The 14,750-nt window shown below is 30.6% G+C and carries 16 protein-coding genes and 1 tRNA gene; 7 read left to right on the plus strand and 10 right to left on the minus strand.

Features of this window, described 5'->3' with window-relative positions; genetic code table 11:
* Positions 1-6 precede the first annotated feature (6 nt).
* The 5 genes from ACNRYB_RS04615 to ACNRYB_RS04635 form a co-directional block, all read right to left on the minus strand.
* Positions 7-261 (minus strand): DUF6327 family protein, encoded by a 255-nt coding sequence (locus tag ACNRYB_RS04615; protein WP_473729374.1) that lies wholly within the window; start codon positions 259-261, stop codon positions 7-9.
* Between the two features lie 2 nt (positions 262-263).
* Positions 264-614, minus strand: coding sequence for a competence protein (locus ACNRYB_RS04620; protein ID WP_091129197.1), 351 nt, complete (start codon positions 612-614; stop codon positions 264-266).
* A gap of 74 nt (positions 615-688) precedes the next feature.
* Positions 689-1,015 (minus strand): YtxH domain-containing protein, encoded by a 327-nt coding sequence (locus ACNRYB_RS04625; protein ID WP_008465774.1) that lies wholly within the window; start codon positions 1,013-1,015, stop codon positions 689-691.
* Positions 1,016-1,108: 93 nt separating this feature from the next.
* The gene (locus ACNRYB_RS04630; protein ID WP_091129193.1) at positions 1,109-1,588 is read right to left on the minus strand and encodes a hypothetical protein; all 480 of its coding nucleotides are present in this window, start codon (positions 1,586-1,588) and stop codon (positions 1,109-1,111) included.
* A gap of 1,216 nt (positions 1,589-2,804) precedes the next feature.
* The gene (locus tag ACNRYB_RS04635) at positions 2,805-4,922 is read right to left on the minus strand and encodes a glutamine--tRNA ligase/YqeY domain fusion protein (RefSeq protein ID WP_473729375.1); all 2,118 of its coding nucleotides are present in this window, start codon (positions 4,920-4,922) and stop codon (positions 2,805-2,807) included.
* A gap of 151 nt (positions 4,923-5,073) precedes the next feature.
* Between ACNRYB_RS04635 and ACNRYB_RS04640 the strand changes: the two genes are divergently transcribed.
* The 4 genes from ACNRYB_RS04640 to ACNRYB_RS04655 all read left to right on the plus strand — a co-directional run bounded on the left by ACNRYB_RS04640 (position 5,074) and on the right by ACNRYB_RS04655 (position 6,119).
* Positions 5,074-5,295 carry a hypothetical protein gene (locus ACNRYB_RS04640; protein WP_129745789.1) on the plus strand — a complete coding sequence of 74 codons (222 nt, stop codon included), beginning with the start codon at positions 5,074-5,076 and terminating at the stop codon, positions 5,293-5,295.
* Positions 5,295-5,591 (plus strand): hypothetical protein, encoded by a 297-nt coding sequence (locus ACNRYB_RS04645; RefSeq protein WP_129745790.1) that lies wholly within the window; start codon positions 5,295-5,297, stop codon positions 5,589-5,591. The genes ACNRYB_RS04640 and ACNRYB_RS04645 overlap by 1 nt, the downstream gene beginning before the upstream one ends.
* A 3-nt stretch (positions 5,592-5,594) precedes the next feature.
* On the plus strand, positions 5,595-5,954 hold the full coding sequence (folB, locus tag ACNRYB_RS04650; RefSeq protein ID WP_129745791.1) for a dihydroneopterin aldolase: 360 nt from the start codon (positions 5,595-5,597) through the stop codon (positions 5,952-5,954).
* Positions 5,955-6,048: 94 nt separating this feature from the next.
* Positions 6,049-6,119: transfer RNA gene (locus tag ACNRYB_RS04655), tRNA-Cys, on the plus strand.
* 505 nt (positions 6,120-6,624) lie between these two features.
* On the opposite strand, the gene ACNRYB_RS04660 is transcribed toward ACNRYB_RS04655, so the two are convergent.
* The 3 genes from ACNRYB_RS04660 to rnr are packed head-to-tail and all read right to left on the minus strand — an operon-like array spanning position 6,625 to position 10,193.
* Positions 6,625-7,305 (minus strand): LysE family translocator, encoded by a 681-nt coding sequence (locus ACNRYB_RS04660; protein ID WP_343705088.1) that lies wholly within the window; start codon positions 7,303-7,305, stop codon positions 6,625-6,627.
* Positions 7,306-7,318: 13 nt separating this feature from the next.
* The gene (locus tag ACNRYB_RS04665) at positions 7,319-7,987 is read right to left on the minus strand and encodes a head GIN domain-containing protein (protein ID WP_473729376.1); all 669 of its coding nucleotides are present in this window, start codon (positions 7,985-7,987) and stop codon (positions 7,319-7,321) included.
* A gap of 22 nt (positions 7,988-8,009) precedes the next feature.
* Positions 8,010-10,193, minus strand: coding sequence for a ribonuclease R (rnr, locus tag ACNRYB_RS04670; protein ID WP_354589280.1), 2,184 nt, complete (start codon positions 10,191-10,193; stop codon positions 8,010-8,012).
* A gap of 110 nt (positions 10,194-10,303) precedes the next feature.
* Between rnr and ACNRYB_RS04675 the strand changes: the two genes are divergently transcribed.
* A complete protein-coding gene (locus ACNRYB_RS04675) occupies positions 10,304-10,537 on the plus strand; it encodes a putative signal transducing protein (RefSeq protein ID WP_111368335.1) in 234 nt (77 codons plus the stop codon).
* A gap of 806 nt (positions 10,538-11,343) precedes the next feature.
* The gene (gene rpiB / locus ACNRYB_RS04680; RefSeq protein ID WP_008465784.1) at positions 11,344-11,775 is read left to right on the plus strand and encodes a ribose 5-phosphate isomerase B; all 432 of its coding nucleotides are present in this window, start codon (positions 11,344-11,346) and stop codon (positions 11,773-11,775) included.
* Positions 11,776-11,914: 139 nt separating this feature from the next.
* On the opposite strand, the gene ACNRYB_RS04685 is transcribed toward rpiB, so the two are convergent.
* Positions 11,915-12,184, minus strand: coding sequence for a DUF1294 domain-containing protein (locus tag ACNRYB_RS04685; RefSeq protein WP_473729377.1), 270 nt, complete (start codon positions 12,182-12,184; stop codon positions 11,915-11,917).
* A 116-nt stretch (positions 12,185-12,300) separates the two neighbouring features.
* Between ACNRYB_RS04685 and ACNRYB_RS04690 the strand changes: the two genes are divergently transcribed.
* Positions 12,301-14,424 carry a Tex family protein gene (locus ACNRYB_RS04690; RefSeq protein ID WP_473729378.1) on the plus strand — a complete coding sequence of 708 codons (2,124 nt, stop codon included), beginning with the start codon at positions 12,301-12,303 and terminating at the stop codon, positions 14,422-14,424.
* Between the two features lie 99 nt (positions 14,425-14,523).
* Here ACNRYB_RS04690 and ACNRYB_RS04695 read toward each other — a convergent pair whose 3' ends face one another.
* Positions 14,524-14,703, minus strand: a complete 180-nt coding sequence (locus tag ACNRYB_RS04695) for a Sec-independent protein translocase subunit TatA/TatB (protein WP_008465789.1) — start codon at positions 14,701-14,703, stop codon at positions 14,524-14,526.
* Positions 14,704-14,750 lie beyond the last annotated feature (47 nt).

Here is a 14,750-nt window from a genome sequence, read left to right on the forward strand (position 1 = left end):
AGAGGCTTAATCGCCTCTTTTTCTATTTATAAACCAACTGATGATAAATGGTAAAACGGATTGCAAAATTTCTGGAAATGATTTTTTGACATAACCTGTGTAAGATGAAATAAAACCATTTACAATATTTTGCGGAGTAATGCTTTCTTTGGTTTTCTGAAAACTTAAAATCAATTTCTGATAATTGATTTCTTTTTCTAATTTCAAAATTTCCAGATCTCTTTCAATCTCAGCATACGAAGAGTATTTTTTTCTTTCCATAATTAATCATTAAAAAAGATTTCTGAAAATTTCTCCAAGATTGGCCCTTCTACTACTTTATCTTTTACAAAGAAAAGTAAAATAGTCAGCACCAAATAGATCCCTCCTACTGTCAAAAATCCGAGAGCATTACTTTCAAATAAAGAACCAAAAGCATACGCTGCGGCAAAAGATCCAAAAATCATAACCATACTGAAACATAATAAAATCAAAGTAAATTTGAAGATTAAAGTTGTTGATTTCATTGCAACCTTAAAACCCCAAAGTTTATAATAAGCTAAATGACTTTCAATATATTCTTTAGCCTGATCTTGAACTTTTTCAGTATTTTCTTTTAATTCTTCAAAAGCCATAAATTCTATTTTTTAAATAAAAAAGCACAAAACTGTCTTATAAAAATAAGCAAGTAATGTGCTATATAAAAATATTATTTCTGAAGTTTAGCGTTATGTGCTTTTAGTTCAGCAAGTTTACTTTCTAAAAAAGTGATCACTTCTTCTGTTTTGTAACTCATATTCGAAAGTAAATCTTCATACGTTCCGTCTAAGTTTTTCTTTGCGTGAGCAAACTTTTCACGTAAAACTTCTGAACTTGCATCAAAAGAATCTTTCAAATTATGCCTTGCATCATCTAAACCTTCTTTAATTTTTGCTCGAGTTTTAGATCCTTTATCAGGTGCAAATAAAATTCCGATCGCCGCTCCTGCAGCTGCTGCAGCTAAAATTGCTGCTGCTGTATTTAAATTCTTAGACATGATAGTTACAATTTAAAATTATTAATAAAGATACTCTTTTTTAAAATGATAAAACTTTGATTATTTGTAATTTACAAAAAATTAACAATCTTATTAATACACATAAGCCACAGCTTCGTACTTACCATCTGCTTTTTCGACAATGCTAACAAAAGGATAACCATTTGAAGCCGATTTAGATTTGATTCTCATAGCAGTCTGTTTCTGATTTGCAATTGGCGGTTCACCTTTTGTCCTTGTTGAGACTCCTGTAAAACTAGCTGCCTGTTTCAGTCCTATTGTTTTTTCTTGTGGAAGAACAGTTACCATTTTGTAATCGTCTTTAGAATCAACTACTATTTTATCAGAAATTTTCTGAGTTTGTTTTGTTTGCTTGTTTGTAATTGATGAAACAGCATGTTTGCTAATTTTGATTTCTTCAGAACTTCCATTTAAAGAATAATAAACAAAACCATTTTCGTTTTTAATAAAATTTACATCAAGCTGTTCTCCATTGTGTTTTGTAATTTGATGTGTTTGTGAAATTGCTACGTTTGCAAATAATAGTGCTACTGCGAAATATAAAATTTTCATGATAAATTAGATTTAAATTAAAAATTGTCAGAATTGAAATTTAAAAACTAAACTTTCACTCAAATTCAACATTATGGAATTTTGTTATTACAATACAATTTGAAAAATATCTTTTTACGGGAAATATTATCAAAATTGCATCATAATAAAAATGAGAACATAAAATTGTCTTTTTGGGAAATCAGTTTTGAAAATCCACTGTAATAAAAATTACGAGTTTCTAAAAACAATAAATTTTCAACTTAGATTCTTTACGGCAAATTTTAATTTTTTACAAAAATCATCTCTGACTTTTGGTATTGAGTTAAAAATAGCAACTTTATAAACAATTGTGTGTTAACAAGCCGTTAAACTGACTAAAATAACAGTAAAAATTAAAATAAAGGCTTTAAACAAACAATAATTCAAAAAATGAGTTATCTATCAATTCACTTTAAAAAACGTCTTAAAATCAATTTATGAAGGTTAAAATTAATATATAAAAACTATTATTTTTATACTTATAATCATTTTTACAAATAATAATTAAAAACTAAAATTTTAATAAAATAATAATAAAAAGTTATAGGTACAAAATTAAAGTCAAGGACTTAAAAAATAATAAAAAACTATTGTTTTAAATTCTATGGTCAGTTTTATAAATAATAGTCAAAATCTAAATTTTAATTTATAATAATCATCAAAACTTATAATTACAAAAATTGAAGTCAAAAATTTAAAAAATAAGAAAAAACTTTAATTTTATTTTTTTGAGAAGAAAACTTGAACTAAAAAAGAGAAAAATTGAAATAAAGAATTTTAAGGAATAGAAAACAAAAAAAGGTCTTCTATATTCAACCATTTTTTATATTAGCTTAAAGACAATTTATGAAAGTCATTTTTAATTCAAAAAATAAATTAAAATTATAAATATTATAGATTTTATAAATAATAAATACATATAATTAAATACATAAATTATATCAATTAAAACTATATTATAAAGTTTGATGCGAAAAATTAGGAGCTAAAAAAGACAAAAATCAAAATAAAGCTTCTAGCTAGACAAAAATTTAAAAAATGAATTCCTTATCCGACATTTTTTTATTTTCTATTAAAATCAATTTATGAAAGTCAATTTTAATTTTTAAAAACTATAAAATTATTATTTTCAATAGTTATTCTATATAATAAAAAAAAGCGCTTATAAAAGCGCTTTTCATAAATTTAGTTGATATTACTTCTTTACCATTTCAGAAAGAATTTCAATTTCTCTTTCTGAAGCATTTTTTGGTGGATTTGAATATAATTTCAAAATTTCATCATCAAATTGATTTTTGAAACTTTCACTTTCAATATCTCTTAAATTTAAAAGTGCTTTTGATCTTACATAAGTCGATTCACTTTTTAAAGACATTGAATATAATTTCTTAATATCATCTTCTTCAAAATCAGCTGATTTCCAGTTCGAATATTTCAAAATAAACTGAGAAAACAACAGCGAAGCCTTATTATTGTTGATATTCTTCTTTAAAGAATTCTGTAAAAGTGAAAAACTAGAAATGTTTTTAATATTCTCCCCTATTGCACTTTCAATTGCAATTCTTTCTGGTTTAGTCTCAACTTTAAAATATTTGTTGATATCTTTCAAAGAATTATTGATGCTGTTTTCTTCTTTTTTACCTTTTTCTTCCCAAGCATCTTTCAATCCAACTGTTTTGTTAAATACTAATTTTGAAGCAGTTGAGTCTTTATCAACAGTAAAATATCCTAAACGTTGAAACTGGAATTTATCTTCATTTTGAGCTGTTGATAAACTTGGTTCAACAAATCCAGTCACAATTTCCAATGAATTTGGATTCACAAAATCTAAGAAATTTTTCTCTTTATAACTGTCTGGAGCTTCATCTGTAAACAAACGATCGTATAAACGAACTTCAGCTTCTAATGCATGTTGAATTGAAACCCAATGTAAGGTTCCAGATACTTTTCTTTGGCTTGCTTCTGTCCCGCTACCGCTTAAAGAATCAGTATCATAAGTAACATGAATTTCTGTTATATTTCCATTTTCATCTTTTATAACAGATTCACCTTTAATGATATAAGCATTTTTAAGACGAACTTCTTTTCCTAACGTCAAACGGAAAAATTTAGCTGGAGCTTCTTCTAAAAAGTCTTCTCTTTCTATGTATAATTCACGAGAAAAAGGCACTTTTCTGAAACCTGCACTTTCATCTTCCTGATTATTTTCAGCTTCCAACCACTCTTCTTTTCCTTCTGGATAATTGGTAATTACCAATTTTACAGGATCTAAAACAGCCATTACACGAGGTGCAATTTTGTTCAAATCTTCACGAATACAGAATTCTAAAACCGATACATTTATTAAATTATCACGTTTTGCAATACCAATTGTATTGGCAAAATTACGTAAAGAAGCAGCTGTATAACCACGTCTTCTTAATCCAGAAATAGTCGACATTCTTGGATCATCCCAACCGTTAACATGCTTTTCTTTAACTAGTTGCTGTAATTTTCTTTTACTAACAACAGTATGTGATAAGTTACGTCTTGCAAATTCTCTTTGTTTTGGACGCAATTTATTTTCATCAAAAATTTGATCTAAAAACCAATCATATAATTCACGGTGAGGCAAGAATTCTAGTGTACAGAATGAATGTGAAATTTGCTCTAAATAATCACTTTGACCGTGTGCCCAATCGTACATTGGATAGATTTTCCAAGCATCTCCTGTTCTATGGTGATGTTTGTGTAAAATTCTATACATGATAGGATCACGCATCAACATATTGGTCGATTTCATATCAATTTTTGCACGAAGAATGTGTGTACCAGCCTCAAATTCACCATTTTTCATTCTTTCGAATAAATCCAAGTTTTCTTCAACAGAACGATTTCTGTACGGACTATCAGTTCCTGGAGTTGTTGGAGTTCCTTTTTGGATCGCCATTTCTTCAGAAGTCTGACTGTCAACATATGCTTTATCTTTTTTAATTAATAAAACTGCCCAATCGTACAATTGTTGGAAATAATCTGATGCATAACATTCTTCAGCCCATTTATAACCTAGCCATTCTACATCTTTTTTAATAGCATCAACAAATTCCTGTTCTTCTTTCTCAGGATTTGTATCATCAAAACGTAAATTCACAGGAGATTGATAATCAATTCCTAAACCAAAATTTAACGCAATAGAACTCGCGTGTCCAATGTGTAAATATCCATTAGGTTCTGGTGGAAAACGAAAGCGAAGTTTAGTATTTGAAAGACCTGATTTTACGTCTTCCTCTATGATTTGTTCAATAAAATTGAGTGATTTCTCTTCTGATGCCATTATTTTATAGTAATTTTAGCAAAGATAAAAAAGTTTACAGTTTATAGTTTATGGTTTATGGTTTTCTTTGGAAACTTACTGAAAACATGAAACGTTAAAGCTAAAACCTAAGATTAATTTATTTAGTACTTTTGTATAAATATTAAGAATTATGAGACAATTAACCGTTACGATTCCAGACGATTTCTACGAAACTTTTATTAGTTTTTTCAAACATGTTCCTGATGTTTCCATTGATGAAAATGTTGAGAATGAAATTCCGCTATGGCAACAAGAAATGGTTTTGGATCGTGTAAAAAATGCTAAACCAGAGGATTTTATTAGTTGGGAAGAATCTAAAAAAAGACTCAATGCTAAATGGAATAAGAAGTAATGTTCGAAATAAATATTCTTTTAAGAGCTGAATTAGAAGTAGATGAAATTGCTGAATATTATGAATCTCTTTCTGATGGTTTAGGAACAAAATTTTTTAATGAATATCAAAAGTATGTAGATACTTTAAATACTTTTCCATTTTTTGAAGAAAAGTATAATATAATTAGAATCTTACCTTTGAAAAAATTCCCATACACTATTCATTTTACAGTTGATGAAATTAACAAAATAGTTACAGTATATGCTGTAACATCCAATTATCAAAATCCAAACACCACAAGAATAAAATTATAAAAAATGGGAATCATTAAACTTAAAAATATCCGTACTTTTTCTTATCACGGATGTTTAATTGAAGAAGGAAAAATTGGATCTGATTACACAGTAGATCTAAAAATTAAAACCAATTTACAGAAATCAGCAGAAACAGATCATCTTTTAGACACTGTTGACTATGTTCATTTGAACAAAATTGTGACGGAAGAAATGGCAATTCGTTCGCATTTATTAGAACATGTAGCCAAAAGAATCAATATTCGTGTGCTGGCAGAGATAGAAACTGTAGAAAAAACAACAGTTTGGGTTTCTAAAATTAATCCGCCTATTGGTGGTGATGTTGAGTCAGTTACTATAAAAATGACGGAAATTAGAAAGTAATATTCAAAATTAAAATCCTAAAATTTTAAAATAGTTACTATGAAACTTTTGAAATTTAAAGATTTTAGTTACTTTTGCCAACCGTTCAAGTAATGGCGTCGTGGCCGAGCGGCTAGGCTGGGCTCTGCAAAAGCTCCTACTCCGGTTCGAATCCGGACGATGCCTCTAAAACCTTCAAAGCAATTTGAAGGTTTTTTTTATGTCTAATTTTTAGAAAAAATTAATTAAATATATTGGTTCGAATCAGAACAATACCTCAAAAAGAGACACATTTCTGTATCTCTTTTTTTATGCCTAATTTTTAGAAAAAATTAATTAAAATATACGTTCGAACCCAGACGATGTCTTAAAACCTTCAAAGCAATTTGAAGGTTTTTTTATGTTTAATTTTTAAATTTTACAAATAAACCCGACAGGTTTTAAAAACCTGTCGGGTTTGTTACTTTATGAAGATTATCACAATCTTGTCATTTCGACGAAGGAGAAATCTCCACGAGAAGCTCTACAAAGATTGGATAATTGTTGCGGAGTTACTTGTGGAGATTTCTCCTTCGTCGAAATGACAAACTGGTGTCAATCAACTTTGTCAAAGTTTGAAACTAACAATTATAAACACAAAAAAACCTCTGAAATTCAGAGGTTTAATTTTAAATTCTTGAGTTATTAACAACTACTTCTTCTCTATTCTTTCAAAGGCATTTTTAACCATTTCCTTCTCTTTTGGAAACCAGCCTTGAATTACTAAAGCAAATCCGAAAATCATTAAAACAACGCTAATTCCTTTTTTAATTTTAAGGATATTAGTTGGAGTCATTTTTGATTTTAACTGTTTGGCTAATAAAATTTTAGCACAATCAATTAACAAATAAGTGATAATTACAGCAGTAAAAAATGTCATCATTCTAGGAGTCTGCATATCTAATTTTGGACCTACAGAAATAATAACGGCAAGCCAGAAACCAAGAACACCAATGTTAATAACATTCAGTAAAAATCCTTTTACAAACAAACTACCATAGTTTCTTTTCAGAATATCACGATCAATTTCTTCATCGTTTATTTTTTCTTCTTTCTTTAGTTTCACAAACGAAATGATACCATAAGAAAGCATAATTATTCCGCCAAAAATAAAAAGTGCTGGATCATCTTTTAAACTAGAAATCAGCCTATAACTTCCAAGATAAGCAATAGCAATAAAGAAAATATCACCTAATACTACTCCTAAATCAAAAACAATTGCAGCTCTAAATCCTTTTGTAATACTGGTTTCTAATAAAACAAAAAATACAGGACCTACCATAAAACTAAGAACAAGTCCCCAAGGAAGTCCCGCTAGAATATCGTTAATCATCAATTACTACTTGTTATTTTACTTCTTCGATTTTACCGCCAAAAACTGTTTTTTGGTTTATTTGCTTTGGTTTTCCATAAATGTAAATAGAGCCTCCTGCGCTTACTTTTGCATCGACAAGGGTAGAAGCATTAACATCTGCTTTTCCGCCCGCAGAAACGCTTACAGTAGTCTGAGACGTTTCCAATTTACTCGCTAGTAAATACCCTCCAGCTCCTAGACTTGCATCTTGGTTGGCAGCTTTTCCAGTTAATGTAATTTTACCTCCTGAAACAGAGCTTACTTTTAGTTTATCAACATCCAAATCAACGTTAATAAGACCGCCTTCCTGAGCGCTAACTTTAAAAGAAGTAGCTTTGATAGCTTCATTGCTTTTTACCTCTGCTCCTTCATTAACATCAATTAATTCTAAATGTTTATAATACAAAGTTATATCAAGATCATTTCCTGAAAGAAGTTTTGGAAAAGGCATTCTTAACTTCAAAATACCATTTTTATTAACAGCCTCAACTTCTGCTTCTCTTGCTCCTTTTATAACAATTTTATTTTCAGACCCTTGAACTAGTTTTACACTTAATTTATCAAATACTTTTACGGTATCAAAATCACCTAACTCTTTGGTAACCTGACCAAAAGACATTTGTACAAATAAAATTGCTGCTCCTATAATTAGCTTTTTCATACTTTTATTTTTAAATTAATATTTATTCTGCTCTTCTTAAAAAATGAAAATCAAGTTGTTTTTTCACTAAGTCGGCATTTTTTACTTTCACATAAATTTCGTCTCCTAACTGCAATAAACGGTTTGAAGTTGCTCCAACCAATGCATATTGCCTTTCGTCAAAAGTATAGTAATCCTCTTTTATTTCTCTGATTCTTACCATTCCTTCGCACTTGTTAGAAACGATTTCAACATAAATTCCCCATTCGGTAACACCAGAAATAACGCCAAGGAATTCTTCGTCCTGATGATCCTGCATGTATTTAACCTGCATGTATTTGATACTGTCACGCTCAGCATTTGTGGCTAAGTTTTCCATGTTTGAACAGTGCAGACATTTGGTTTCGTAGGTTTCTTCATCTACAGAAGCTCCTCCATCTAGATAATACTGCAACAAACGGTGTACCATAACGTCTGGATAACGACGAATTGGCGATGTAAAATGACTGTAATAATCAAAAGCTAAACCATAATGACCAATATTATCGGTCGAATATTTGGCTTTACTCATACTTCTAATAGCAAGAGTATCAATAAGATTTTGTTCTTTCTTACCGTTTACTTCTTCCATCAAAGCATTTATAGATTTGGCTATATCACCTTTTGTTCTAAAATCAATCTTATAACCAAATTTAGCAATTACGGTTTGCATTGCAATTAACTTATCTTCATTTGGTTCGTCGTGAATACGGTAAACAAAGGTTTTCTTTTGTTTTCCAATGTATTCTGCTACTTTTCTATTGGCCAAAAGCATAAATTCTTCAATCAAATGATTGGCATCTTTTGAGATTTTAAAATATACTCCTTCTGGTTCTCCTTCTTCATTAAGATTAAATTTCACTTCGACTTTATCAAAAGAAATCGCGCCTTGCTGCATTCTTTTCTTTCTTAAAATCTTAGCTAATTCGTCTAGTTTCAAAGTAGCTTCAACAATTTCATCTGATACAACATACGATTCTCCAGTAATAGAAATATCAACTGGAATCGTATTATTTCCTTTTGTTTCAATAATATGCTGAGCCTCTTCGTAAGCAAAACGCTGATCTGAATAAATTACAGTTCTTCCAAACCACTGGTTGATAACCTGTGCAGTTGGAGAAACTTCAAATATTGCAGAGAATGTATATTTTTCCTCATTCGGACGAAGCGAACAAGCAAAGTTAGACAACACTTCTGGAAGCATTGGCACTACTCTATCTACCAAATAAACCGAAGTTGCTCTTTGATACGCTTCATCATCAAGGATTGTTCCTTCTTCCAAGTAATACGAAACATCGGCAATATGAATTCCAATTTCGAAGTTTCCATTTTCTAACTTTTTGAAAGACAAGGCATCATCAAAATCTTTTGCATCTTTTGGATCTATCGTAAATGTAAGCGTATCACGCATATCACGACGTTTTGCAATCTCAGATTCCTGAATCGAAGTATCCAACTTTTGTGCAAAAACTTCTACTTCAACAGGGAAATCTGCTGGCAAACCATATTCTGCTAAAATAGCATGAATTTCAGTATTATGTTCCCCAGGTTTTCCTAAAACTCTAATTACAGATCCAAACGGACTATCGGCTCTTTTTGGCCAATCTTCAATCTTAACTAAAACAACGTCACCGTTTTCTGCTTCTCCAATTTTATCTTTTGGAATAAAAATATCGGTATACATTTTAGGATTTGCAGTAGAAACAAAAGCAAAATTTGGCTGCATATCAATTACACCTACAAACTCTGTTTTATCTCTTTCTATAACTTCAATTACTTCACCCTCAGGTCTTTTTCCTTTTCTTCTGTTATAAACGTAAACTTTTACTTTGTCTTTATCTAAAGCACGATTCAAATTATTGGTCGGAATAAAAACATCTTCTTCAAACTCGTCACAAATAAAATATGCCGTTTTTCTGCTCGTCATATCTATTGTTCCTTCGTAGTAATCCTGACTTACAGCTTTTACTAAGTATTTTCCAGGTTCTGTTTCTACTATTTTCTTCTGAGCTGCCAGAATCTTTAGATCTTTTATAATCTGATTTCTGCTTTTTGTATCATCAAGTTCTAGCTTTGCTCCTATCTGTTTGTAATTGAATGGCTTATTAGCATTTTGCGATAAAATCTTCAGGATTTTCCCAGAGAAATCTTTCTCTTTTTTTATCGGCTTTCTAATTTTCTTACTCATATATCTTTTCTAATAAGGTTTAAAATTACGAATAAGAAATCAGATTACAGATTTTAACAAATAGAATTATTAAAATTATAACTTTTCGTACATTTACAAAAAGACCTAATATGGAAAGCTTTAAAACGATCGCCGTATTCAATTATCTGCACGAAACCGTAGTTCTCAAACACTTACTGGAACAAGAAGGAATCCCTTATTTTTTTGAAAACGAAATGACGCTCTCTGTAATGCCATTTTACTCCAATGCACTGGGCGGAATCAAACTCAAAGTCCATCCAAACGATTTCGAAGAAGTCCAGCAAATTCTAGACAATCTCAACAATCCGCTTAAAATCGTCTGAAACAAAAATTCAAAACTCAATTCAAAATCAGAGTAAAATTCAAACTCAAATCAAAATTTTTCAATTTCAACTTTTTTAGTTTTCAACATATATTAAATACAACAAAAAAGAATTTTTAAAATTTAAAAAAATTTGGTTGTTATTATAGCTTGTTAATATGTCGAATAATTTTTTTTTTGAAGCCATTGAAATCTCGTTTTACTTATTTATTCTGAGTTATCAACATAGTTATTTTTAGTTAAATTACTTATTTATAAGACTTTTTGTATTTTAATTAACAACGGTTGACAACCAAAATTGAATTGATTTTGTAGATAAGTTGATATGTTGATTTCTGTTGAAAATGGTATTTTTGATATTGATAACTTTTCCAAAAATTCACGAAACTTTTCTTGCATATTTAAATCCAGTTTTGGATTAGGTATTTTTCCGAAATAACCAAAAAAAACTTCTAATTTTCTTTTCGAACTTATTAACATTTTCTGTTAACTTAAAGTTAATTGAATATCAAGCAATTACAAACTCCTATTAACACCTCAAAATTTTAACAAATATTCTGTTTATTCTTCATTGATTGTGAGATAGTTATAGAGTTATCAAAAATGTTAATAACCTATAAGGTTTTGACAGTAAGATAGTTGTGATTCTTATTTTTTCTACCATTAATTTGACGAATTTATGCGAATTTATATTGGAATGTTTATATAGTATTTGAAAAGAAAAAAATTTGTGAAAATTGGTGTAATTCGTGGCAACCATTTATTAATTGAGTAAATTTGCATAACACAACTTAATAGTATAGAAAAATGAAAATTTCGATAGGAAACGACCACGCAGGACCAGAATATAAAAAAGCAATTGTTGAAATGCTGAAAGCTAGAGGATATGAAGTAACTAACTACGGTACAGATACTGATGCTTCTGTAGATTATCCAGATTTTGGACATCCAGTTGCCAATGATGTATCTGAAGGAAAAGCTGATTTTGGAATCGTAATCTGCGGAAGCGGAAACGGAATCGCGATGACTGTTAATAAACACCCGAAAGTAAGAGCTGGTTTATGCTGGACTAAAGAAATCGCGTATTTGACGCGTTTACACAATGATGCCAATATTGTGAGTATTCCAGCGAGATTCACTTCTATTCATCAAGCTGTTGAAATCGTTGAAACTTTTCTTGATACAGCTTTCGAAGGCGGCAGACACCAAAATAGAGTGAACAAAATTGCTTGCGCATAAAAAGTCAAAAAAAATTCGGTGCTTCGCACCTATTCATAAACACACCGGGCAGATTTTTAATTTGTCCGGTTTTTTATTTTAAGTATTTAATATTCAGTATTTTATATTGTATTTTTTGAGTTATCAACAATGTTAATATCTACTTTTTATAGTTTAAATAAGCAATTATTATTGCTACTTGAATTGCTAAAATCACAGCAAACTTTACAATAAATGAAGTTTTACTCGTTTTATGTCTAAATAATAACATCGCTGTTAATAACCCTGGTGATCCGCCGGTTAAAGCCATGAGAAACAATGTTTTTTCTGGAACACGTCGGTTATTTTTTCGGGCTTGAGATTTGTCATATCCCGCGAAAATAAAAACGAGAATGTTTATAAATAAAAAATATAGTAATAAAACTTCCATTAGCTTAAAATTAAAAACAAAGATATTATTTTAGCCGAATGATTTACTATTTTGCAGAAACGCTTTAACAAGTAAATTATATCATTTTTAAGTAAGAAAATCATTTCATTAAAAGTATGACTAATATTCAATTCATTGCCAAGTCTGTGCAGGCGCCCGCAGTCAGTATTCAAAACACAGTTAAATTATTAGAAGAAGACTGTACGATTCCGTTTATTTCGCGATATAGAAAAGACGCAACCGGAAATCTTGATGAGACTGTAATTGAGCAGATTGCAAAGCTTCAAAAAGATTATGATACACTTATAAAACGTAAAGAAGCCGTTTTAAAATCTATTGAAGAGCAGAAATCGCTTACGCCAGATTTGAAGAAAAAAATTGAAGATAGTTTTGACTTGCAAGAGATAGAAGATTTTTACCTTCCATACAAAAAGAAGAAAAAAACAAAAGCCGATGTTGCGCGCGAATTTGGTTTAGAGCCTTTAGCAAAATTAATAATGTCTGAAAGTGACGTTGATTTTGATTTTATTTCTACGCAATATTTGAATGAAAATGTTATTAATGAAGAAGCAGCTATTCAAGGTGCGAGAGATATTGTTGCCGAATGGATTAACGAAAATATCTATGTTCGTAAACAGCTTAGAAGATTATTTCAGCGTAAAGCAACTATTGCCACAAAAGTGGTAAAAAAGAAAGCCGAAGAAGAAGGCGCACAGAAGTTCAACCAATATTTTGATTGGGAAGAACCTTTGACAAAAGCGCCAGCACACCGTTTATTGGCAATGTTACGTGCAGAAAACGAAGGTTTTATCAAAATGAAAATAGATGTTGATATTGACGATGCTTACGATGTTATTGACGAAATCATCATTAAAAAACAAAATAATTCGACAGCTCATTTGCAGTTAGCAATTGAAGATAGTTATAAACGATTATTGAATCCTGCAATTGGAAACGAAACGCTGCAGGAAGCAAAAGCAAAAGCCGATGCTAACTCTATTCAGGTTTTTGCTAATAATTTAGGTCAGTTATTATTGGCTCCACCTTTGGGAGAAAAACGAATTTTAGCAATTGATCCAGGATTTAGAAGCGGTTGTAAAGTAGTTTGTCTGGATGAAAAAGGGGATTTATTATACAATGAAACGATTTATCCGCACGCGCCTCAAAACGAGGAATCAATGGCGATAAAAAAAATCCGTTCGATGGTAAACGCATATCAGATTGATGCAATTTCTATTGGAAACGGAACAGCTTCTCGCGAAACTGAATTTTTCATCAAAAAAATCGCGTTTGACAAACCAGTTCAAGTATTTGTGGTTTCCGAGGCAGGAGCTTCTGTATATTCGGCTTCAAAAATTGCGCGTGAAGAATTTCCAAATTATGATGTAACGGTTCGTGGTTCGGTTTCTATCGGAAGACGACTTTCTGATCCGTTGGCCGAATTGGTAAAAATTGATCCGAAAGCGATTGGAGTAGGGCAGTATCAGCATGATGTTGATCAGACGAAACTTAAAGAAGAATTAGACAGCACGGTAATTCGTTGCGTAAACTCGGTTGGAATCAATATTAACACAGCAAGTAAACATTTGCTAAGTTATGTGAGTGGAATCGGGGAGAAGCTGGCGGAAAATATTGTACAATACCGTTCTGAAAACGGACCTTTTGAAGACAGAAAACAGCTAAAAAAAGTACCTCGTCTTGGAGATAAAGCGTATCAGCAAGGAGCAGCGTTTATTAGAATTACAAACGCTAAAAATCCGTTGGATAATTCGGCGGTGCATCCGGAGGCTTATCCAGTTGTTGAAAAGATGGCGAAGGATTTGAATATTTCTTTGAATGAATTAATTGCAAATAAAGAGAAAACAGCGCTTATTAAGCCCGAAAAGTACGTCACACCTGAAATTGGTTTACTTACGCTAAAAGATATCATAAAAGAGCTTGAAAAGCCTGGATTGGACCCAAGAAAGTCTGCGAAGGTTTTTGAATTTGATGCCAACGTAAAATCAATCAAAGATTTGAAAACTGGGATGATATTACCAGGGATTGTTAATAACATCACCAACTTTGGCTGTTTTGTTGACATCGGAATCAAAGAAAGCGGTTTAGTTCACATTTCTCAGTTAAAAGCTGGTTTTGTAAGCGATGTAAACGAAGTGGTAAAATTGCATCAGCATGTTGATGTTAAAGTTACTGAGGTTGATGAGGATAGAAAGAGAATTCAGCTAACGATGGTTTTATAAAATTCCAATTTTTAAATTCTAAATTCCAAAATAGGAATAATTAAATAAAAAAAATCCCAGACTACAATTGTAATCTGGGATTTTAATTTTTCGAATTTCTTATTTTGTTTCTTCTTCTTGTTTTTTAGAAGCAGCAGGTTGATCGTCTTTAGCAGCGTTTTTAAATTCCTTAATTCCACTTCCTAAACCTTTCATTAATTCTGGAATTTTTTTACCTCCAAAAAGTAATATCACAATACCTACGATAACAAGGATTTCTGTAAGACCTAATCTTCCCATGACTAATATATTTAATGCCGAAGCAAATTATTTTTCTTAATTATTAC

It is taken from the genome of Flavobacterium sp. CR10, from assembly GCF_055814415.1.